This is a genomic window from Cryobacterium sp. N19 (genome assembly GCF_002929595.1).
In the GTDB taxonomy this organism is placed as follows: Bacteria; Actinomycetota; Actinomycetes; order Actinomycetales; family Microbacteriaceae; genus Cryobacterium; species Cryobacterium flavum.
The window spans coordinates 381,407-402,340 of record NZ_PJJR01000050.1; the positions used below are offsets into that span (position 1 = coordinate 381,407).

At 66.1% G+C, this 20,934-nt stretch carries 18 protein-coding genes; 7 read left to right on the forward strand and 11 right to left on the reverse strand.

Annotated features, from left to right (window positions below):
- Positions 1 to 84 precede the first annotated feature (84 nt).
- Positions 85 to 1,524: a GuaB1 family IMP dehydrogenase-related protein gene (locus CXY78_RS11455; RefSeq protein WP_104089408.1), complete on the reverse strand. Its 1,440-nt coding sequence runs from the start codon at positions 1,522 to 1,524 to the stop codon at positions 85 to 87.
- Between the two features lie 181 nt (positions 1,525 to 1,705).
- Between CXY78_RS11455 and CXY78_RS11460 the strand changes: the two genes are divergently transcribed.
- A complete protein-coding gene (locus CXY78_RS11460; protein WP_092340768.1) occupies positions 1,706 to 5,479 on the forward strand; it encodes a multifunctional oxoglutarate decarboxylase/oxoglutarate dehydrogenase thiamine pyrophosphate-binding subunit/dihydrolipoyllysine-residue succinyltransferase subunit in 3,774 nt (1,257 codons plus the stop codon).
- 180 nt (positions 5,480 to 5,659) lie between these two features.
- Entirely contained in the window at positions 5,660 to 6,445 is a 786-nt protein-coding gene (locus CXY78_RS11465; protein ID WP_104089409.1) for a VOC family protein, read from the forward strand.
- 19 nt (positions 6,446 to 6,464) lie between these two features.
- Here CXY78_RS11465 and CXY78_RS11470 read toward each other — a convergent pair whose 3' ends face one another.
- Complete coding sequence (locus CXY78_RS11470) at positions 6,465 to 6,707, reverse strand: zf-HC2 domain-containing protein (RefSeq protein WP_092340559.1); 243 nt, start codon at positions 6,705 to 6,707, stop codon at positions 6,465 to 6,467.
- Positions 6,704 to 7,384 carry a sigma-70 family RNA polymerase sigma factor gene (locus CXY78_RS11475; RefSeq protein WP_104089411.1) on the reverse strand — a complete coding sequence of 227 codons (681 nt, stop codon included), beginning with the start codon at positions 7,382 to 7,384 and terminating at the stop codon, positions 6,704 to 6,706. Before CXY78_RS11475 ends, CXY78_RS11470 begins: the two co-directional genes overlap by 4 nt.
- 105 nt (positions 7,385 to 7,489) lie before the next feature.
- On the opposite strand from CXY78_RS11475, the gene aroA reads away from it, so the two are divergent.
- The 3 genes from aroA to bcp are packed head-to-tail and all read left to right on the forward strand — an operon-like array spanning position 7,490 to position 10,499.
- Positions 7,490 to 8,851, forward strand: a complete 1,362-nt coding sequence (aroA, locus tag CXY78_RS11480) for a 3-phosphoshikimate 1-carboxyvinyltransferase (protein WP_104089412.1) — start codon at positions 7,490 to 7,492, stop codon at positions 8,849 to 8,851.
- Positions 8,852 to 9,994, forward strand: a complete 1,143-nt coding sequence (gene rsgA, locus CXY78_RS11485; protein WP_104089414.1) for a ribosome small subunit-dependent GTPase A — start codon at positions 8,852 to 8,854, stop codon at positions 9,992 to 9,994.
- A gap of 25 nt (positions 9,995 to 10,019) precedes the next feature.
- The gene (gene bcp / locus CXY78_RS11490; RefSeq protein ID WP_104089415.1) at positions 10,020 to 10,499 is read left to right on the forward strand and encodes a thioredoxin-dependent thiol peroxidase; all 480 of its coding nucleotides are present in this window, start codon (positions 10,020 to 10,022) and stop codon (positions 10,497 to 10,499) included.
- A gap of 41 nt (positions 10,500 to 10,540) precedes the next feature.
- Here bcp and CXY78_RS11495 read toward each other — a convergent pair whose 3' ends face one another.
- Complete coding sequence (locus CXY78_RS11495) at positions 10,541 to 10,915, reverse strand: hypothetical protein (protein ID WP_198412709.1); 375 nt, start codon at positions 10,913 to 10,915, stop codon at positions 10,541 to 10,543.
- 268 nt (positions 10,916 to 11,183) lie between these two features.
- On the opposite strand from CXY78_RS11495, the gene CXY78_RS11500 reads away from it, so the two are divergent.
- On the forward strand, positions 11,184 to 11,432 hold the full coding sequence (locus tag CXY78_RS11500; protein ID WP_035837005.1) for a WhiB family transcriptional regulator: 249 nt from the start codon (positions 11,184 to 11,186) through the stop codon (positions 11,430 to 11,432).
- 223 nt (positions 11,433 to 11,655) lie between these two features.
- Here CXY78_RS11500 and CXY78_RS11505 read toward each other — a convergent pair whose 3' ends face one another.
- The 4 genes from CXY78_RS11505 to CXY78_RS11520 all read right to left on the reverse strand — a co-directional run bounded on the left by CXY78_RS11505 (position 11,656) and on the right by CXY78_RS11520 (position 15,763).
- Positions 11,656 to 13,149: a sensor histidine kinase gene (locus CXY78_RS11505; RefSeq protein ID WP_092340553.1), complete on the reverse strand. Its 1,494-nt coding sequence runs from the start codon at positions 13,147 to 13,149 to the stop codon at positions 11,656 to 11,658.
- Positions 13,150 to 13,177: 28 nt separating this feature from the next.
- Positions 13,178 to 14,440, reverse strand: a complete 1,263-nt coding sequence (locus CXY78_RS11510) for a regulator (RefSeq protein ID WP_104089417.1) — start codon at positions 14,438 to 14,440, stop codon at positions 13,178 to 13,180.
- A complete protein-coding gene (locus tag CXY78_RS11515) occupies positions 14,440 to 15,075 on the reverse strand; it encodes a hypothetical protein (RefSeq protein ID WP_092340551.1) in 636 nt (211 codons plus the stop codon). The genes CXY78_RS11510 and CXY78_RS11515 overlap by 1 nt, the downstream gene beginning before the upstream one ends.
- A gap of 88 nt (positions 15,076 to 15,163) precedes the next feature.
- Entirely contained in the window at positions 15,164 to 15,763 is a 600-nt protein-coding gene (locus tag CXY78_RS11520; protein ID WP_104089419.1) for a hypothetical protein, read from the reverse strand.
- Positions 15,764 to 15,895: 132 nt separating this feature from the next.
- Here CXY78_RS11520 and CXY78_RS11525 point away from each other — a divergent pair, with 132 nt between their 5' ends.
- On the forward strand, positions 15,896 to 16,351 hold the full coding sequence (locus CXY78_RS11525) for an Rv3235 family protein (RefSeq protein ID WP_104089420.1): 456 nt from the start codon (positions 15,896 to 15,898) through the stop codon (positions 16,349 to 16,351).
- Positions 16,352 to 16,444: 93 nt separating this feature from the next.
- Here CXY78_RS11525 and secA read toward each other — a convergent pair whose 3' ends face one another.
- The 3 genes from secA to CXY78_RS11540 all read right to left on the reverse strand — a co-directional run bounded on the left by secA (position 16,445) and on the right by CXY78_RS11540 (position 20,907).
- On the reverse strand, positions 16,445 to 19,252 hold the full coding sequence (secA, locus tag CXY78_RS11530) for a preprotein translocase subunit SecA (protein WP_104089422.1): 2,808 nt from the start codon (positions 19,250 to 19,252) through the stop codon (positions 16,445 to 16,447).
- 137 nt (positions 19,253 to 19,389) lie between these two features.
- A complete protein-coding gene (hpf, locus tag CXY78_RS11535; RefSeq protein WP_104089423.1) occupies positions 19,390 to 20,094 on the reverse strand; it encodes a ribosome hibernation-promoting factor, HPF/YfiA family in 705 nt (234 codons plus the stop codon).
- Positions 20,095 to 20,205: 111 nt separating this feature from the next.
- Complete coding sequence (locus CXY78_RS11540; protein WP_092340546.1) at positions 20,206 to 20,907, reverse strand: ComF family protein; 702 nt, start codon at positions 20,905 to 20,907, stop codon at positions 20,206 to 20,208.
- Positions 20,908 to 20,934 lie beyond the last annotated feature (27 nt).

The following is a 20,934-nucleotide window of genomic DNA, read 5'->3' on the forward strand; positions in this document are numbered from 1 at the left end:
TACCGGGCGCATCTGACACTCGCCCGGCGACCAGCGGATGCTGCCCCCGCGAAATACCGGCGCCCCAACAGCGCGATCGCAGCCCTACCAGGAAACGGGAAGCGCCTTGCCCTCTTCGTAGCCGGCCGCCGACTGAATGCCCACGAGAGCCTTCTCGTGAAATTCGGCCACGGTGGTAGCCCCGGCGTAGGTGAACGAGGAGCGCACGCCCGAAGTAATCATGTCGAGCAGGTCCTCGATCGACGGCCGCAGCGGATCAAGGTAAATCTTCGAGCTCGAGATTCCCTCGGCGAACAGGGTCTTGCGGGCGAGGTCGTACGCGTCGAGGCGTTCGAACCGGGCCTGTACGGCCTTGGTCGAGGCCATTCCCCAGCTTTCCTTGTAGAGCGCGCCATGGGCATCCGTATTGAGTGTGCCTGGCGCTTCGGCGGTTCCGGCGAACCAGGAACCGATCATGACGGATGCCGCGCCGGCGGCGAGTGCCAGCGCCACGTCCCGCGGGTAGCGCACCCCACCGTCGGCCCAGACGTGAGCGCCGAGTTCGCGGGCGGCGGTGGCCGTTTCGAGCACGGCCGAGAACTGGGGCCGACCGACGGCCGTCATCATGCGGGTGGTGCACATGGCGCCGGGGCCAACACCGACCTTGACGATGGTGGCGCCGGCGCAGACCAGGTCGCGCACGGCGTCCTTGGTCACGACGTTGCCGGCTACGATCGGCAGTCCGAGGTTCAGGTCGGCGACGATGCCGAGCGCGCGCAGCATGCCGTCCTGGTGGCCGTGGGCGGTGTCGATCACCAGAATGTCGACGCCGGCCGCGGCGAGCGCGCGGGCTTTCGCCGCGACGTCACCGTTGATCCCGATCGCCGCAGCCACCTTGAGCCGTCCGTGGCCATCGAGGGTGCTCTGGTAGAGCGTGGAGCGCAGCGCGCTCTTGCGACTGAGGGTTCCGACCACGACGCCGTGGTGCAGTACCGGGGCGAAGTCGATGTCGGCCTCGGTCATCAGGTCGAACGCGCGACGCGGCCCGTCGACGTCATCGGCGTCGAGCGCGGTTAGTTCACCGTGCAGCAGATCGCCCAGGCGAGCGTCGGGCAGTGCGGTGGCCAGTCGGCTGGCGGCGATGCAGCCGAGGTAGTCACCGGTACCGGAGTGGATCACGATTCCCTGCCCGGGAACGGCCGGAACCTGCCGCAACGCCCGCTCGACGGTGTCGTCGGGCGCGAACACGAACGGCGTGTCGAAACGAACCGATTGGTCTTTTACCCAGCGGATGGCCGCATCCAGGTCCTGCAGGTGCATGTCCTGCGGCAGCACCCCGAGCCCGCCACGCCGCGCCAGAGAGGCCGCCAGACGCGGCCCGGTGACCGAGTTCATATTGGCCGAGACGATAGGTATCGTGGCGCCTGTGCCGTCATCCGGGGCTAGCGAGACATCTAAACGGCTGGTGACGGCCGATTGGCCGGGCACCAGGAACACGTCAGAGTAGGTCAAATCGTGGCTGGGCGTCGTTCCATAGAACTGCATACCAAGAACGCTAGCCGCTCAGTGGGGTGTTTATGGCCCGGCGGGATGGGATTAGGCTAGATGGGCAGACTGACCTGGCGGTCGACATCGTCAGCGACAGACTCACTGAAAACGCAGATTGACCCGGCGATTGACCCGCCGAGGGCATCCAAATTCAAAGCAGAGAGTGGGCGATCCCACGGTGTCAGGCCAGGTAACCGGTGGAGCTTCTGACGAGACAACGTCAGGCGAATTCGGAGCAAACGAGTGGCTCGTTGACGAATTGTACGAACGATATTTGATCGACAAGCAGTCGGTGGATGAATCGTGGTGGCCGGTGCTCGAGAGCTACCACCAAACCGCGAACGCTCCGGCGGCAGCGCAGTCGGCGGCGCCGGCAGCATCCGCTCCCCCGGCCACACCGGCACCGGTCGCACCCGTTGCAGCGGCGCCCGCTGCAACGCCGACCGCAGCCCCCGTACCCGTCACCGAGAACCAGCCGACGGCCCGCACCACCTCGAGTGCGCCCAAGCCGGCCCCGGTTCCCGCCGACGCTCCCGTGACCAGCCCGCAGGCCGTCGTCGTCGACGACTCGGAGCCGGTCAAGCAGGACAAGGTCGTTCCGCTGCGCGGCATGGCGAAGTCGCTCGCGACCAACATGGTCACCAGCCTCACCGTGCCGACCGCCACGAGCGTGCGTACCATTCCGGCCAAGCTGCTCATCGACAACCGCATCGTCATGAACAACCACATGAAGCGAGCTCGCGGCGGCAAGGTCTCCTTCACCCACCTGATCGGTTGGGCGCTGATTCGCGCGCTCAAGATGTTCCCCAGCCAGAACGTCTACTACAACGAGGTCGACGGCAAGCCCTCCGTCGTCGCCCCCGCCCACGTCGGCATGGGGCTGGCCATCGACATGCCCAAGCCCGACGGCACCCGCGCCCTGCTGGTTCCGGCCATCAAGCGCGCTGACACGATGACGTTCGGCGAGTACCTCGCCGCCTACGAAGACCTCGTCACGCGCGCACGCCAGAACAAGCTCACCGCCGACGACTTCGCCGGCGCGACCCTGTCGCTGACCAACCCGGGCGGCATCGGCACCGTGCACTCGGTGCCCCGCCTCATGAAGGGCCAGGGCTGCATCATCGGCGCCGGCGCCCTCGACTACCCGGCCGAGTTCCAGGGTTCGAGTGTGAAGACGCTCACCGGCCTGGCCATCTCCAAGACCATCACCCTGACCAGCACCTACGACCACCGCGTCATCCAGGGTGCCGGTTCGGGCGAGTTCCTCAAGATCGTGCACGAGCTGCTCATCGGCCAGCACAACTTCTACGAAGAGATCTTCTCGGCCCTGCGCATCCCGTACGACCCGATCCACTGGGCACCGGACATCAGCGTCGACCTCGCCAGCGCCGTCGACAAGACCGCACGCGTGCAGGAACTGATCAACTCGTTCCGCGTGCGCGGCCACCTGATGGCCGACATCGACCCGCTCGAGTACTCGCAGCGCAGTCACCCCGACCTCGACATCGCCACCCACGGCCTCACTTTCTGGGACCTCGACCGGTCCTTCGTGACCGGCGGTTTCGGATCCCAGCGCCAGATGCTGCTGCGCGACATCCTCGGTGTGCTCCGCGACTCCTACTGTCGCACCACGGGCATCGAGTACATGCACATTCAGGACCCGGCCCAGCGCAAGTGGGTGCAGGAGAAGATCGAGAAGTCCTACGTCAAGCCCACACACCACGAGCAGATGCGCATTCTCGCCAAGCTCAACGAGGCCGAAGCCTTCGAGACGTTCCTGCAGACCAAGTACGTCGGTCAGAAGCGGTTCAGCCTCGAGGGCGGCGAGTGCACCATTCCGCTGCTCGACACCATTTTGCAGGGCGCCGCAGAGCAGGGCCTCGACGAGGTCGCGATCGGCATGGCCCACCGTGGCCGCCTGAACGTGCTCACCAACATCGCCGGCAAGACCTACGGTGAGATCTTCCGCGAGTTCGAGGGCACGCAGGATCCGCGCACCGTGCACGGTTCCGGTGACGTGAAGTACCACCTCGGCACCATGGGAACCTTCCGCGGTGAAGACGGCGCCGAGATTCCGGTGTCGCTCGCCGCGAACCCCTCGCACCTCGAGGCCGGCGACGGCGTGCTCGAGGGCATCGTGCGGGCCAAGCAGGACCGCAAGCCGATCGGCACCTTCTCCACCCTACCCATCCTCATTCACGGCGACGCCGCGATGGCGGGCCAGGGCGTTGTGCTCGAAACCCTGCAGATGAGCCAGCTGCGCGGCTACCGCACCGGCGGCACCGTGCACATCGTGGTCAACAACCAGCTCGGTTTCACGACCCTGCCGCAGGATGCCCGCACCAGCGTCTACGCGACCGACGTCGCCAAGACCATCCAGGCGCCGATCTTTCACGTCAACGGGGATGACCCGGAGGCCGTGGTTCGGGCCGGCGAGCTCGCGTTCGCCTACCGCCAGGAGTTCAAGAAGGATGTCGTCGTCGACCTCATCTGCTACCGCCGTCGTGGCCACAACGAGGGCGACGATCCCTCGATGACCCAGCCGCTGATGTACAACCTGGTCGAAGCCAAGCGCAGCGTGCGCAAGCTCTACACCGAAGCGCTTGTCGGCCGTGGTGACATTACAGAGGAAGAATACGAAGCCGCCCACCGCGACTTCCAGGACCGCCTCGAGCGCGCCTTCATGGAGACGCACGCCGCGCAGACCGCTTCGATTCCGATCATCACCCCGGAAATGGCCGCCACAGCCAAGGCCGACGCCGACGCACAGGCCCGCGAGGACGCTGCCGGCGAGCCGGAAACGACCGGTGTTCCCGAAAGCGTCATCCAGCTCATTGGCGACGCGTTCAACAACAAGCCGGCCGGTTTCACCGTGCACAACAAGCTGCAGCAGCTTCTGCAGAAGCGCCTCGACATGAGCCGCAACGGCAACATCGATTGGAGCTTCGGCGAACTGCTCGCTCTCGGCTCACTGCTGGTCGAGGGCACCCCGGTGCGCTTCGCCGGACAGGATGCCCGACGCGGCACGTTCGTGCAGCGTCACGCCGTTCTGCACGACCGGGTGAACGGCCAGGAATGGCTGCCGCTGGCCAACCTCAAGGACAACCAGGCCCGGTTCTGGATCTACGACTCGCTGCTGAGCGAATACGCCGCCATGGGCTTCGAGTACGGCTACTCGGTGGAACGCGCCGACGCCCTCGTGCTCTGGGAGGCGCAGTTCGGTGACTTCGCCAACGGCGCGCAGACCATCATCGACCAGTTCGTCTCCTCCGCCGAGCAGAAGTGGGGCCAGCGGTCATCCGTTGTGCTGCTGCTTCCGCACGGTTACGAGGGTCAGGGCCCCGACCACTCGTCGGCCCGGATCGAGCGGTTCCTGCAGCTGTGTGCCGAAGAGAACATGACCGTGGCGCGCCCGTCGACGCCCGCATCGTACTTCCACCTGCTGCGCCGCCAGGCGTACATGCGCCCGCGCCGCCCGCTGATCGTGTTCACGCCCAAGTCGATGCTGCGCCTGCGTGGAGCGACCAGCGCCGTGGCCGAGCTCACCAGCGGCAAGTTCGAGACGGTCATCGACGATGCCCGCATCCAGGACAAGAACGCCGTGAAGCGCGTCTTGTTCATGGCCGGCAAGATCTACTACGACCTGCTGAACGAACTCGAGAAGAACCCGAACCCCGAGATCGCCCTCGTGCGCGTCGAGCAGTACTACCCGCTGCCCGCCGTTGAACTGAAGAGCGTGGCCGCCCAGTACCCGAACGCCGAACTCGCCTGGGTGCAGGACGAGCCGGAGAACCAGGGAGCCTGGCCGTTCTTCTACCTCGAGACCAACAAGCTCGGCCCGCGCGCCATGCGGCTGTTCTCCCGCCCCGCGTCGGCCTCGCCGGCTGCCGGGTCGGCCAAGCGTCACGCGATCGAGCAGGCCAAGCTGCAGCGCGACGCCCTGACGCTGTAACGGTCACAGCAACTTAGGTAGCAATGGAGGGTGACGTTGTCACCCTCCATTGCTGTCTGCGCGGCTGTCTGTGGTCGCAGATGGCAGCATCCGCTTGCCGCGTTCGAGCGGATGCGGGTCGGCTGGCGTTGCGATTGTCCGCCGACGGTTCTAGGCTCGCAGGCAACCCGAGGAGAGATCATGCCCCTTCGCACCGAAAACCGGCTCGGGGAGCCGTGCTGGATCGACCTTGTGACGCGCGACCCGGCCAAGTCGATTGCGTTCTACGCCGCGCTGCTCGACTGGCGGGCTGTCGAGACCGGCGCTGGGAGCGGCCGGTACACGATGTTCTTTCACGGCGATGCCGCCATCGCCGGTTTGACCGCCCAGGACCCCTCGAGCGGCAACCGGGATTTCTGGACCACGTACCTCGCGACCGACAGCGTCGACGAAACGGTTCGGGCCGCGCGGGCTGCGGGAGCTGCCGTGCTCGCCCCGCCGCAGACGGTCGGTGACCAGGGACGCCTGGCGGTGCTGACCGACCCGGCCGGCGCGGCCGTCGGAGTCTGGGAGGCCGCCGGCCACCGGGGCTTCGGTGCCGACAATGAGATTGGAACGCCGGTCTGGCACGAGCTGATCACCCGCGATTTCACGGCCGCGATCGCCTTCCACGAGGAGGTTTTCGGCTGGACGCCGATTCCGCTCAGCGACACAACCGACTTTCGGTACAGCACCTTCGGCCACGACGAATCGATGACCGGCGGGGTGTACGACGCCGACGCCATGCTGCCCCCGGGAGTACCGTCGAACTGGCAGGTCTATCTCGGCGTCGCCGATGTGCGGGCATCCGCGGCACGGGCGACGGAGCTCGGTGGCGCCGTGCTGCGGGAGCCGTGGGATTCCGACTTCGGAACCTTCGCCCAGATAGCGGATGCGACAGGTGCCGTCTTCCTGCTCGGGCAGGTGGAACCGTCACCGCGTGCCTGAGACGCGCGCCTCAGGTGCTCTAGTGCGAGGCCTGCAGCGCGCGGAGCTTCAGCAGAACCTGGTCGCGCAGGTCTTCCGGCGCGGTCTCCTTGCAGGCGCGCTGCATGACCTCGGTCAGCGTGCGCCCAACCAGGTGCTCGCTGCTGCAGTCGGTGCAACTCGCGAGGTGCTCCCGAATATCGGCCGCATCATTCTTGCGAAGTTCGTTGTGCAGGTATTCCTCGAGTTCGGCCTTGGCCTTCTCGCAACCACAATCGGTCATTTGTCTGCGCTCCTGGATGTCTTCTGGCCCTGGCCCATGCCCAGCCCGCGCTCAACCGCATAGCCGGCCAAGAGCTCGCGCAGGAGTCGCCGGCCACGGTGCAGGCGGCTCATTACGGTGCCAATGGGGGTTTTCATGATTTCGGCGATCTCCTGGTAGGAGAACCCTTCGACGTCGGCGAAGTACACGGCGAGTCGGAAGTCTTCGGGAATGGACTGCAGGGCGTCTTTGACAGCGCTGTCCGGCAGGTGGTCGATGGCCTCGGCCTCGGCCGAACGCCCCGACATGGCGGTGGTCGATTCGGCGCCGCCGAGCTGCCAGTCTTCAAGCTCGTCGATGGTGCCCTGGTAGGGCTCGCGCTGCTTCTTGCGGTATTGGTTGATGAAGGTGTTGGTGAGAATGCGGTACAACCACGCCTTGAGGTTGGTGCCCTGCTCGTACTGCGCGAACGCGGCGAACGCCTTCACGAAGGTTTCCTGCACGAGGTCCTGCGCATCGGAGGGGTTGCGGGTCATGCGCATGGCCGCCGCGTACAACTGGTCGAGAAAAGGCAACGCCTGCTCTTCGAACAGTCCGCGGGTCTGCTCGCGCAGTTCGGCCTTGGTCGGGGCAAGGGTTGTGAGTTCTGGGTCGCTGCTGGAAAGGTCTTCCGCGGAAACGGGCGTGTCTGAAGTCATCACGCGCAATTCTAAGCTGTTACTCACAGCCAGGGGTCGTTCCAACAACATTGACACCGTTACGGATCTCCCTCAGATTGTTATCACCGACTATTCTGATAACCGATGTTGATCTCGAGATATTCCAAGCCGGAGTTCGATCCGTACGGCGATAATTCGCCGACCGAAGAGGATGCCTGGTGGCCCGCGCCGACCACGGACGCACCGCTGCAGGCGGTGCTGGCCCTGCCGGGCTCGAAGTCGCTGACCAACCGGGAGCTGGTCGCATCCGCTCTGGCCAGCGAACCGTCCCTGCTGCGTTCGCCACTGCACTCACGGGACAGCGACCTCATGGTCAACGCGCTGCGTCAGCTCGGCGCCACCATTGAGGCTGTTCCCGGCACCGGCGTCTTCGGCACGGACCTGCGTGTGACCCCGCCGTCCGAGCTGCTCGGCTCGACCACGATCGACTGCGGGCTGGCCGGCACGGTGATGCGTTTCCTGCCGCCGCTGGCCGCCCTCGCCCTCGGCCCGACCACATTCGACGGGGATGCCGGTGCACGCCGCCGCCCGATGGGCCCCATCATCGGCGCGTTGCGCGACCTCGGCGGCGATATCAACGACGATGGCAAGCGCGCCCTGCCGTTCACCGTGCACGGCCGTGGAGCGGTCACCGGCGGCGCGGTGACCATCGATGCTGGCAGCTCCAGCCAGTTCGTCTCCGGGCTGCTGCTGGCCGGCGCCCGGTTCGACCAGGGGCTGCACCTGACTCACTCGGGCGAACGACTGCCCAGCCTGCCGCACATCGAGATGACCATCGAGGTGCTGCGCGCCCGCGGAGTCGACGTGGCCACTCCTGCCGTCGGCGAGTGGATCATCCCGCCCGGGCCGATCGCGGGCCGCACGGTCGACGTCGAACCCGATCTCTCCAACGCCGCGCCGTTCCTCTGCGCCGCGCTTGTGGCCGGCGGCAGCGTCACGATCACCGGCTGGCCGGCCGAGACCACCCAGGTCGGCGCCGACCTCGAACAGCTGCTTCCCCTATTCGGTGCGAGCGTCACCCGCACCGGCGACCGCCTCACCGTCACCGGCGGCGAGCGTATTGTCGGCGTCGAGCTCGATCTGTCCACCGGCGGTGAACTCGCCTGCACCCTCGTGGCCCTGGCAGCCCTCGCCGAGTCGCCCAGCACGATCACCGGCATCGGGCACATTCGCAACCACGAGACCGACCGCCTCACTGCGCTGGCCACGGAGATCAACCGGCTCGGCGGAAAGGTCACCGAGCTGCCCGACGGCCTCACGATTGAGCCCGCTCCCCTGCACGGCGGCCAGTGGCTCAGCTACGACGACCACCGCATGGCCACCGCCGGAGCGCTGATCGGCCTGCGCATTGAGGGCGTCGACGTCGAGAACATCGGCACGACCGCCAAGACCCTCCCCCAGTTTCCCGAGCTGTGGCACGCGATGCTCACCGAAGCGGCGCTGTAGATGGCAGTGGAGCCGCCCGCCGGCGACCCCACCTGGGATGACGATCGTGGCCGGCCTGACGACTTGGCCGATTCCGGCGAGCTCGCTGGCGACCCCGGCGACACCTGGTGGGCTTCCGCCGACGACGACGAGCCCGAATTCGACGAGTCGAGCGTGCGCGTGCGTCCCGGCCGCAAGGGCTCTAAACCGCGCTCCAAGACCCGCCCGAGCCACGAGAACGCCTTGACCGGACGCATCCTCTCTGTCGATCGCGGACGCTACACGGTCATGCTCGACGAGAACCTGCCCACCGAGCGGCGCATCACGACCGCCAGGGCCAGCGAGCTGCGCAAGAACGCCGTCATCAACGGCGACCGGGTCGACATCGTCGGCGACACCACCGGTGCCGAGGGCAGCCTGGCCCGCATCGTGCGCATCGTGCCGCGGGACACCCTGCTGCGGCGCAGCGCCGACGACACCGACGCCGTCGAGCGTGTGATCGTGGCCAACGCCGACCAGATGCTGATCGTGGTCGCTGCGGCCAACCCGGAGCCGCGCATCCGCTTGGTGGATCGCTATCTGGTCGCGGCCTACGACGCCGGCGTGAAGCCCATCCTGTGTATCACCAAGACCGACCTCGCCGACCCGTCAGCCTTTCTGGCCAACTTCGCCGGACTCGACCTGCCGGTGTTCCAAAGCGGCGAGGGCGGCATGCCGATCGAGGAGATCTCGGCGGCGCTGGTCGGCCACGACACCGTCTTCGTCGGACACTCCGGCGTGGGCAAGTCCACCCTGGTGAACGCGCTCGTTCCCGGCACCAACCGGGCCATCGGCGTCGTCAACACCGTCACCGGTCGCGGCCGCCACACGTCGTCGTCGACCGTGTCGCTGCGCCTACAAACGGATGCCGGCCGCGGGTGGGTTATCGACACCCCCGGCGTGCGGTCCTTTGGCCTGGGCCATATCAACACCGACAACATTTTGAAGGCGTTCACCGACCTTGCCACCATCGCCGAGCGTTGCCCGCGCGGCTGCACGCACCTACCCGGGTCGCCGGATTGCGCCATCATCGAAGCCGTTGAAGCTGGCGAGCTCGGCGACACCGGCCGGGTGCGCCTGGATTCCCTGCAACGCCTGCTCGCCACCTTCGCCCCCGCCCGCTGAGATACGACATCGATACGATGGAGGCATGACGGATTCAGCACGCCTTGCAGTCGGCGACACAGCCCCCCAGTTCACCCTGACCGACCAGGACGGGGCATCCGTTTCGCTGGCGGACTTCGCCGGCAGCAAGATCGTCGTGTATTTTTATCCGGCCGCCATGACCCCCGGCTGCACCACCCAGGCCTGCGACTTTCGCGATAACCTCGGGTCGCTCAAATCAGCCGGCTACCAGGTGCTCGGCCTGTCGAAGGATGCTCCGGCCAAGCTCAAGAAGTTTCAGGAGCACGACGCGGTGAATTTTCCGCTGCTAAGTGACACCGACCTTGAGGTTCACCGCGCCTACGGTGCCTGGGGAGAGAAGAACCTCTACGGCAAGCTCGTGACCGGCGTGCTGCGGTCTACCTTCGTGCTCGATGAGGCCGGAATCATCACCCACGCTCTGTACAACGTCAAGGCCACCGGCCACGTCGCGAGCCTGCGCAAGAAGCTCGGCATCGACGCCTGATCTGGTCGTCACGGCCCGAGGCTGCTGCAGCTTGAGCGGCGTCAGTCGGCTTCGGGCTCGGGTTCGTGACTGGTGGCGGCGACCACACGCGGATTGAAAACCAGCACGAGCACGACGATCGAGGGGGCCAGCAGCGCCCAGCCGACGTCGGGTCGGGCGTAGATGCCCTGAAAACAGCCGATAGCGATCATGACCTGCACGAGCTGCCAGGTCACGGCGGCGCCGCGAATCCACGGACGGCGGCGGAGCGCCCCGACGGTGATCGCGCTGACCCATACGGCAGCGACCACGGTGAGGGCTAACAGGGCCAGCGAGGCTCCGACGGAGTTCGGGGTGGCGATGAGCAGTTCGAGCACCCACCAGGCGCTGAAGGCCCACAGGGCGAGTGCTTCCACGGCGAGGAGCGCGATCAGCACCCCCAACATTGGGGCGCGTCGAAGTGCCCGGAGGTTAATCCAGGCTGGGCGCCCTGCACCAGAGCCGCTGTTCACAGCGAAAAGCCATACAAAACTATTGATTTGATACCTCTATTATGGGACGATATTTGAGGCCCGGTTGACGCTCACAGGGACGTGAGCTGTTTCAACGCGGTTATCGCGCAGATCCCACTTTCCTGCAACCGGCTATCACCCCTGCAACTCTGGCCAATCGGCCGTGCACCCATGTAATAAAAGGAGCATCCCTATGGACTGGCGCGATAAAGCTGCCTGCCTCACCGCTGACCCGGAACTTTTCTTTCCGGTCGGCAACACTGGACCCGCTGTGGACCAGATCGAGAAGGCAAAGTCGGTGTGCGCCCGATGCAACGTCACCGAGGTGTGCCTTCAGTACGCACTCGAGACCGGCCAGGACTCGGGAGTCTGGGGCGGCCTGAGCGAAGACGAGCGCCGCGCACTCAAGCGTCGCGCCGCACGCGCCCGCCGCGCTTCCTAGCGAGCCAGCACAACTACAGAACGCGAGCCTGCGGCCATCCGGTACTCCCGGAAGGCCGAGGGCTCGCTTTTTTGTGCCCGGCGAGCCGTCGCGCGCCGCGCCCCGGTGCATCCGCTCGCCGGGCCCACCTTATGAACATGGGCCCAGTTTATAAACTGGGCCCATGGACGGGGCCTGGGCCCCGTCCCGAAATCCGCGCAGAAATCCGCGCAGCAGGAGGAAGCTAGCCCTCCTGCATGAAGCGCAGGGGGATCTCGATCGTGACCTCGGTGCCGCTGCCCATCATGGTGTGCCAGTCGATGGTGCCGCCCAGCTCGCCCTGAATGAGGGTGCGCACGATCTGCGTGCCGAGCCCGGAGCCGACCTTGCCCTCCGGAAGCCCGGCACCGGTGTCGCGCACCATCACCGTGAGGGTCTCGTCGCTGCGCTGCGCCTCAATCGAGACCTCGCCCTCCCGCCCGGCGAGGCCGTGCTCGACCGCGTTCGTGACGAGTTCGGTGAGCACGAGCGCGAGCGGCGTCGCGTACGCGCTCGGCAGGGTTCCGAAGCTGCCGAACGACTTCGGGTGCACCGTGGTGTTGTGAGCGGATGCCACCTCCACCGTCAACAGCAGCACCCGTTCAAAGACGGCGTCGAAGTCGACGATCTGGCTGAGCCCCTCCGACAGGGTGTCGTGCACCACGGCGATGGCCGCAACCCGCCGCATCGCCTGGGTCAGCGCCTCGCGTGCCCGGTCGGATTGGGTACGCCGGGCCTGAATGCGCAGCAGCGAGGCCACGGTCTGCAGGTTGTTCTTCACCCGGTGGTGGATCTCCCGGATGGTGGCATCCTTGGTGATGAGCTCACGTTCCTGGTGCCGCAGCTCGGTCACGTCCCTGGACAAAATGATCGCGCCGATGCGTTCGCCCCGGTTGCGAATGGGAATGGCTCGGAGCGACACGGTGACCCCGCGCGCCTCGATGTCGGTGCGCCAGGGCGCCCGCCCGGTCACGACGAGCGGCAGGGACTCGTCGACCACGGCGGTGCCGGTGAGCAGGCTCGTAGTGACCTCGGCGAGCGACTCTCCCTCGAGTTCCTCCGCGAAACCCATCCGGTTGAATGCGGAGAGCGCGTTCGGGCTGGCAAAGGTGGTGAGGCCGTCGACATCGAGTCGGAGCAGGCCGTCCGACGCGCGCGGCGCGCCACGGCGCGGCCCGGTCGGGGCACCGAGGTCGGGAAAATCGCCAGAGGCGATCATGGCGAACAGGTCGTTCGCGCAGTCGTTGAAGGTGAGCTCCTGACGGCTCGGCGTGCGCGCTTCACTCAGGTTGGTGTGGCGGGTGAGCACCGCAACCGGAGCAGCGGTCACTTCAGCACCGGTCGTGCTCAGCCGGCGCAACACCGGGATGGCCCGCACCCGGGTGGGAGTCTCCTCGTACCAGTCCGGAGCGTCGCGGTCGACGATCTTCGCCGTCTCAAAGGCTTCGGTGACCTGGTTGCGCCACTCCGCTTTGATGTGCTGGCCGACGAAGTCCCGGTAGAACAGCGTGGCGGCACTCGACGGGCGCGCGTGTGCGACCGCGACGAAACTCTCAGACGTTGTCGGAACCCACACGACAATATCCGCGAAGGCGAGGTCGGCCAGCAGCTGGCCATCCGCGACCAGCATGTGGAGCCAGTCCACATCTTCCGCGCTGCTGCGGCCCTGGGCAAGTACGAGATCACTGAGCGTCGACACTCTCCATAGCCTAGGTGTATCCGGCGGATTACTTGGCCGGGGCGGCCTTACTGCCGCGCCACCTGACCCGCCGCGGCATCCGTTCTGATTCCCTGGCTGGAACCACGATGAGGTCCTCCAGTACAAACCGACGGATGCTCGCTCGAGCTGACGACTTCGGGCTCGCGTCTCGCAGGCTGCGGCCGGTCAAGACCGCAGCGTCGAGGGCGCCCTGATCGTGCGGCACCAGAATGGGCGATTCGATGCCGCCAAAGCGCAGCAGCATTGCCGCGACCTGCCCGCGCGGATTCAGCCCGACCGCGCTCGCCCGCACCTGGTTCATCACGACGCTGACCGTGCTGCTGCCGATCACCTCGGTGAGGTCACTCCAAGCGCGCAGAAACCGGGCCATCCCGACCGGGTCGGCCAGACCACAGGCCACGACGTGGTCGGCCACCCGCAGGGCCGTGACGGTGGCCGCGTTGCGCCGGGGTGCCAACATGTCGCTGGTCAGCTCTTCATCGCTTTCCAGACTGAACCCGGTGTCCAGCACGACGTAGTCCACCCAGTGCCGCAAGGCGTCGATGGTGCGGGTGACCCGTTCGGTCGACAGTTCCGGCCAGCGCGACGGTCGGCCGAGGCCGGTGAGCACCCAGAAGGCACCCTTGGGCGAGTTGTAGCGTTGCGCGATACGTTCAAGCTCTGATTGGTTCAAACTGTCGCTGCCGGCCAAACGACAGGCAGCGGCAAAGCCGGGCGCTTCGTCGAGCATGCCCAGGCTCGGAGCGATCGAGGCGCTGTAGGTATCGACGTCGGCCAACACGACGGTGTGACCGGCCGCTGCGATTTCGGCCGCGATGTTGATGGCCAGTGTCGTGCGCCCTGGCGCGCCGGCCGGGCCCCACACCGCGATCACCGAGCCGGTATTGAGTGCGCCGCCGGTGAAGTGCCGCTCCCCCACCCGCAACGGAACGACAACCCCCGACACCAGCAAATCTTCAATCTCCGACCAATCGCAGGGTATCGCGACAGTTTCGTAGAGGCCCAGGGTGCCGGCGTGCCGCCGCTCCAATTCCGTCGCGGTCAGGGCGACAACGCGAATGCCGCGCTCGTCGCAGGCGGCGATCAACTGGCCGGTCAGGGATTCCCGGCGACCACTGACGACCACGACGTGGGGTTGCCCATGGGACAGCGTCTCAAGGAACTCCCGGGCGGTATCCACGCGAGTGACCACGCTGTGCCCACAATCAATGATGTCGGCCAGCATGCGCTGCTCGGTCGCTCGGTCGAGCACGAGCGCGAGCCGGGCCATCAGGGCACCACCGGGGTGTTCACGGGAACGATCGCGAGGGCATCGCCGTTCATGATGGCCTCCAGCACCGCGCCCACGTTGGCCTTCGGCACGAGCATTTCCACGGATTGCCCACTGGAGGCGGCAATGATGCCGGTCGGTTCGACGATCCGCACGACGACAGCCTGCCCCACGAGAATCGTCGGCGGCGCGTACTCACTCGGCCCGGTCGCCCGCGCCGACCAGATGTCGACGACCGAACCGGCCGCGATCGAGGCGGCCAGTCGACCGGGAACGTCGACGACGACACTGGTCACATCGCTCCCCGACGATTCCCCGACCGCTGACCGGGCCACCAGTTCACCGGTCAGGATCGTCTGCGTGACGAGCAGCCCACCCTTCAAGCCGGTCGACGGAACCAGATACAGGTCGGCCGCGCCGCCGAGCTGCACCCGAGTTTCAACGAGGTCGGCCGCCCTCAGCTGGTCACCGACGGTCAGTGTGTGCCGTGCGGTATAGACCGCCGTAGTGCGATCAGTGCCAGCGACAATCGCGCCGACCCCCGCTATCGAAGCAGCGACCAGCACCAGCCCGATGATGAATCGGGGGTCAACCCAGAAGCGGCGGCGCGTGCGTGTGGGACGGGGTGTTTTCATCCGTTACCTCGCTTCTCTGAATCGATTCCGATGGTGCATTGGCCCTATCGTGCCCGACTTCGCTAAGTCGTGAAAAAGTTATCCACAACTAGCAGAGCCGAATAACGTGAATCTGCCAGAACGGCACGAGACGGTAGTGCAGAATCTCCGGCGCGCGGCGCAGCGTTCCGAGCGGATGCACCGCCAGATCGAGATGGTCACGCGCCACCCGGTCGATGGTTCCGGCCAGGACACCACCGCGGGTGTCGAGTTCCACGAAGCGCCGCCGCCGGCACAGGTCCCGCAGCACAAAGGGAAAACCGACGCGTTCGATGAGCTTTCCGGTGGATTCTGACTCGACCGCGAGCGAGACCAGGCTCTGCTCCGCGCTGAGCACTACCCCGGCGACGGCCGAGAGCGGGATCACGCACTGAGCCCGCCCATTGGCGGTGCCGGGCAGGTCCGCCGCGAGCCAGTCCCGGCCCAGCGTCGTCGGTCGAACCGAGAGGGTCTCGCCGGACACCAGCACGATTCGCAGTTGCAGTGTGCCTCCGGGGCCGGCCGATCGCACCACGTTACTCAACCGGGTGCGCAGGGAGAGCTTTTCCAACCGCGTACGTTCCTCCTGCAGGCGCAGGTCAGTGGCCTCGGCGTGCAGCTCGCGTTCGAGTTGCCCTTCGAGGTCGTCAAACAGATCATCCCAGCGCACACGTTGAAAGTAGCCGACGCTGAGCGTTCTCGCTCGGGTTGTGCACAGGCTCTTTAAGCGCTCGACAGTGCAGCGATCAAGCTGCTTAGGTTTTGCGCCACAAGAGTTGCACGTTCGATATCAGGAGGAAGAATGACGTCATCTGGTTCCGGGTCTGCCCGTCTGCAGGTCAACCCGTTGGCGCCCCGCGTCGACCAGCGCGCAGTCAGCCCGCGCGGTGCCGGCCCGAGACCAATCGGGCCAGCGCACGGGCACGAAACAGAACAGCTCCTGCGCGCCCTCGCACTGCGGGCCATCGAGGTCATCGCCGGAGCCAGAGACCTCGAGCAGCTCGCGCGATGGGTCACCGACGACGTCTACGCCCATCTTCACATCCGTGTGACGATCGCCTCTCGTGCCAGAGCCATCACGGGAATCGTCGCGGAGCGGCCGAGACTGTGGATCGATCAGGTCAAAACCTGGCCGACCGAGACCGGCGGTTTCAACGCGGTGATCGTGGTGTACGACAAACGCCGCGCGCACGTCGTCTCCTTGCAGCTGGAAGCCCTGGACCAGCGCTGGAGAGCTACTGTACTCGTCGTCCTGTGAGGCCAGGACCGCCCGGCCAGCAGACGGATGCCCCACCCACGCACATCGCCGCGCGCCGCCGGACGGGCGCACGTCGATGTGCTGGCGTGGGGTCTAGCTGTTCTTCTTACCCTGCGATCGGCGTTCGGCCCGGTTCACCGGGGCTGCACCCTCGGTTTTCTGCCCGAACGCTCCGCGCTGAGGAGGGCCAGCTGCTTCGGCCGGTTCGTCGTCGCTGGCCCCGACGGTGGCCGAGCGCCGGGCCCGGTCAGTGGCTGCCTGCTGAATCTGGCCGCGCTGGTTGCGCACCTCGACTCCGCCTGAGTCACTCGGTGCGGTGTAGCTGAGCTTCTCCTCGGGAGCGTCGGCCGGTGTGAGTCCCTTGGCAGCGACGACCGGCCCGGCGACAGCACCGGCCCCAGCAGTCACCTCAACGTCGAGGTTGAACAGGAACCCGACGGTCTCCTCGCGAATCTGACCCATCATCTGCTGGAACATGGCGAAACCTTCGCGCTGGTATTCCACCAGCGGGTCGCGCTGAGCCATGGCGCGCAGTCCGATACCGTCTTTCAGGTAGTCCATCTCGTAGAGGTGGTCCCGCCAGCGACGGTCGATCACCGAGAGAACGACACGGCGCTCCAGTTCGCGCATGGCCGGGGCTCCGAGGCTCACTTCCCGGCGCGAATAGGCCAGCTTGGCATCAGAGAGAATCTCCCGGCGCATGAAGTCGCGGTTGATCTTGCCCTTGTCGCCGGCCTCGGAGACGACCTCATCGATGGTCAGTCCCACCGGGTAGAGCGTTTTGAGCTCGGTCCACATTGCATCGAAGTCCCAGTCGTCACCGTTGCCGTCGCCGGCGTGCACATCGAGCACCTCGTCGATGACGTTGGTGAGGAAGGTCTGGGTGCGTTCGTGCAGGTCGTCACCCTCGAGGATGTGCCTGCGGTCTCCGTAGATGGCCTCGCGCTGACGGTTGAGAACGTCGTCGTACTTGAGCACGTTCTTGCGGATCTCGGCGTTGCGACCCTCGACCTGGGACTGGGCACTGCGGATGGCGCGGCTGACCACCTTGGATTCGATCGCCATGTCGTCTGGCACGCCCTGGCGGCCCATGAGGGCCTCGGCGGCACCGGCGTTGAACAGGCGCATGAGGTCGTCGGTGAGCGAGAGGTAGAAGCGGCTCTCGCCCGGGTCTCCCTGACGTCCGCTGCGCCCGCGCAGCTGGTTGTCGATGCGGCGTGATTCGTGCCGTTCGGTACCGAGCACGTAAAGACCGCCGGCGGCGATCACCTTCTCGGCCTCTTCGGTGACGTTGGTCTTGACCGCGGTGAACACGTCGTCCCAGGCGAGTTCGTACTCGTCGGGGGTTTCGACCGGGCTGAGGCCCTTGGCGTTCATCTCGGCAACGGCGAGGAATTCGGCGTTGCCGCCGAGCATCACGTCGGTACCACGACCGGCCATGTTGGTGGCGACGGTCACCGAACCGAGTCGACCGGCCTGCGCGACGATCGCAGCTTCACGGGCGTGGTTCTTCGCGTTGAGCACCTCGTGACGCACGCCCTTCTTGGCGAGCAGGCGCGACAGGTACTCGCTTTTCTCAACGCTGGTCGTGCCGACCAGAACCGGCTGTCCCGCTTCGTGTCGTTCGACGATGTCCTCGACGACCTGACGAAACTTGGACTCTTCGTTCTTGTAGATCAGGTCGGACTGGTCGATGCGCTGCATCGGCTTGTTGGTGGGGATGGCCACCACGCCAAGCTTGTAGGTGCTCATGAACTCGGCGGCTTCGGTCTCGGCCGTTCCGGTCATTCCGGAGATCTTCGAGTACAGGCGGAAGTAGTTCTGCAGGGTGACCGTGGCCAGGGTCTGGTTCTCGGCCTTGACCGCGACCCCCTCCTTGGCCTCGATCGCCTGGTGGATGCCTTCGTTGTAGCGGCGGCCCATGAGGATACGGCCGGTGTGCTCGTCGACGATGAGCACCTCGCCGTTCATGACGACGTAGTCCTTGTCTTTCTTGAACAGGGCATTCGCCTTGATGGCGTTGTTCAAGAAGGAGATCAGCGGCGTGTTGGCCGACTCGTAGAGGTTGTCGATGCCGAGGTAGTCCTCGACCTTTTCGATGCCGGGTTCGAGCACACCGATGGTGCGCTTCTTCTCGTCGACCTCGAAGTCTTCGTCGGCAATGAGACGCTTGGCCAGGCTGGCGAACTCGTTGAACCAGCGGTTCGCTTCACCGGATGCCGGCCCGGAGATGATCAGCGGGGTACGGGCCTCGTCGATGAGGATCGAGTCGACCTCGTCGACGATGGCGAAGTAGTGGCCGCGCTGCACCATGTCGCTGGCCTGCCACGCCATGTTGTCGCGCAGGTAGTCGAAACCGAACTCGTTGTTGGTGCCGTAGGTGATGTCGGCGGCATACATTTCGCGACGCTGCGCCGGAGTCTGGCCGGAGAGGATGCATCCGGTCGTCATGCCGAGGGCGCGAAAGACGCGCCCCATGAGCTCGCTCTGGTAGCTCGCGAGGTAGTCGTTGACCGTGATGACGTGCACGCCGCGGCTGCTGATCGCGTTGAGATACGCCGCGGTGGTGGCGACGAGGGTCTTGCCCTCACCGGTCTTCATCTCGGCGATGTTGCCGAGGTGCAGGGCTGCTCCGCCCATGAGCTGCACGTCGAAGTGACGCAGTCCGAGGGTGCGCGTGCTGGCCTCGCGCACGGCGGCGAAGGCCTCCGGCAGCAGGTCATCGAGCGATTCGCCGTTGGAATACCGTTCCCGCAGGGTGACGGTTTCGTTTTTCAGCTCGTCGTCGGTGAGCTCATGGAAGTCTTCTTCCAGCGCGTTGATGGCTTTCGCATAGTTTTCGAGGCGGCGCAGAACGCGGCCTTCACCAACACGAAGAACCTTTTCAAGAATTGACGCCACGAATGTACTCCACTAGTCAAACGGTGCAGGCTCGCACTGCGGCAGCCCAATCGGACTTCTGCAGCACAAGCCTGCACCTCTCGTCTGGCAGATGCCAGAGCACCGACCTGGTCGGCGGCTAAGGCAATGCTAGTTGGTCAGTTGGCACGCCCGCTGGCAACGGGCACAGCCTCCTGCAACTCGCTCGACGAACCGTCGAGCTCAATGACCCCATAGTCCCAGCCCTTGCGGCGGTAGACCACGCTGGGACGCTTCGTCTCGATGTCCTGGAACAGGTAGAAGTCATGGCCGACGAGCTCCATGAAGTAGAGGGCATCGTCGACGGACATGGGAGCAGCCGCGAACACCTTGCGACGGATGACGACGGGGCAGTATTCCTCCTCGGCGGAGGCTTCTGGGGCATCCGCTTGCACAATCGGGATCGCGCCGGTGCGCACCCGCTCGAGCGTTTCGGGGTTGGCGGGGGTGATGTCGATGACGCTGAATCCCACAGCGGATGCCTCGTGCAGCGAGGTAGGACGGTGGGCCCCGCCGCGGTGCACCTTCTTGCGGTCTTTGGCGCGACGAACGCGTTCGAGCAGACGACCCAGCGCCACGTCGAAGGCGGCGTACTTGTCGGATCCGTCTGCTTCGGCCCGCACCAGCGGACCTTTGCCGATCAGGGTGAGTTCGACCCGGTCGTTGCCGACGGCAGCGCCGTTCTTCTCGTGGTGGCGGCTGACCTTAATCTCGAGCGCGACGGCCTTCTCGGCGAGGAGGGCAATTTTCTCGGCCTTCTCCGTCGCGTAATCCCGGAAGCGATCAGTGATCCCAAGGTTGCGTCCGACGATGTTAGTTTCCATGACGACCTCCAGTTTGGCGGACCGCCCGACAACTGGGCGATCATTACGCGCCTTTGTCTCCACCGTAGCCGTGACGGTCAGATAAGTCACAGTATTTATCCATCAGTTTGCCTAAGGAGGGTTGTGCGCGGGGAGCAGACGCCGTGTTTCCGCCAGTGCGGCCAGACCGACGACGATACCGCCCGCAGCGAACACGGCACGCCGCGCCTCGAGCAGGGTCGCGCCGGTCGTCACAATGTCGTCGACGAGGATCACCGACACCCCGTCGAGCGGATGCCGGGCGACAAGACTGTTGTTCTTGTTCGAGGCCCTCGCCGCCCGGCCGAGACCCACCTGGTCGAGGGCCTCGGTGCGCTGCACGAGCACCGGGGATGAGTGCAGGCCGGCCCGGCGCAGCAGGGCGTCGACCGGGTGGTAGCCGCGTACGCGCCAGGCCAGGCGGGACGACGGAATGGTGACCAGGTGGATGTCGCGCGGGCTCCCGGGCTGATTCGGCTCGGTCAGGTTTGGCACGGCGACGAGCGCGGCCACGATGGCCGCTCGCAGCGGCGCGGCGAGCGCGGCGGCGGCATCCGTTCGACCGCCGTCTTTGTAGGCGGCGATCACGTGGCGGGCAGAACCCGCATAAGTCAGAGCGGCCCAGATGAGGGCGTCGTCGCGGGTGACCGCGTGCACGGCGGGCGCCAGCGCCAGCCGGCAGCTCGCGCACAGGGCACGGTCGACGGCACCGCAGCCGCTGCACTCGGTCGGCAGCAGCGTGGCCCAGGCGTCGCGGCCGGCGGCGGCCAGTCGATCGCGCAGCTGTCTACTCATGGCCTCAGTGTGCCGCGGGATGCCGGT

Excerpts from the sequence above, each read along its gene's own strand:
- rsgA (WP_104089414.1), top strand. The coding sequence starts at position 8,852 with ATGGCAGTGGAGCCGCCCGCCGGCGACCCCACCTGGGATGACGATCGT.
- hpf (WP_104089423.1), bottom strand. The coding sequence starts at position 20,094 with ATGGAAACTAACATCGTCGGACGCAACCTTGGGATCACTGATCGCTTC.
- CXY78_RS11455 (WP_104089408.1), bottom strand. The coding sequence starts at position 1,524 with ATGCAGTTCTATGGAACGACGCCCAGCCACGATTTGACCTACTCTGAC.
- CXY78_RS11525 (WP_104089420.1), top strand. The coding sequence starts at position 15,896 with ATGACGTCATCTGGTTCCGGGTCTGCCCGTCTGCAGGTCAACCCGTTG.
- bcp (WP_104089415.1), top strand. The coding sequence starts at position 10,020 with ATGACGGATTCAGCACGCCTTGCAGTCGGCGACACAGCCCCCCAGTTC.
- CXY78_RS11465 (WP_104089409.1), top strand. The coding sequence starts at position 5,660 with ATGCCCCTTCGCACCGAAAACCGGCTCGGGGAGCCGTGCTGGATCGAC.
- CXY78_RS11500 (WP_035837005.1), top strand. The coding sequence starts at position 11,184 with ATGGACTGGCGCGATAAAGCTGCCTGCCTCACCGCTGACCCGGAACTT.
- CXY78_RS11540 (WP_092340546.1), bottom strand. The coding sequence starts at position 20,907 with ATGAGTAGACAGCTGCGCGATCGACTGGCCGCCGCCGGCCGCGACGCC.
- CXY78_RS11515 (WP_092340551.1), bottom strand. The coding sequence starts at position 15,075 with ATGAAAACACCCCGTCCCACACGCACGCGCCGCCGCTTCTGGGTTGAC.
- CXY78_RS11510 (WP_104089417.1), bottom strand. The coding sequence starts at position 14,440 with ATGGCCCGGCTCGCGCTCGTGCTCGACCGAGCGACCGAGCAGCGCATG.
- CXY78_RS11475 (WP_104089411.1), bottom strand. The coding sequence starts at position 7,384 with ATGACTTCAGACACGCCCGTTTCCGCGGAAGACCTTTCCAGCAGCGAC.
- CXY78_RS11470 (WP_092340559.1), bottom strand. The coding sequence starts at position 6,707 with ATGACCGATTGTGGTTGCGAGAAGGCCAAGGCCGAACTCGAGGAATAC.
- aroA (WP_104089412.1), top strand. The coding sequence starts at position 7,490 with ATGTTGATCTCGAGATATTCCAAGCCGGAGTTCGATCCGTACGGCGAT.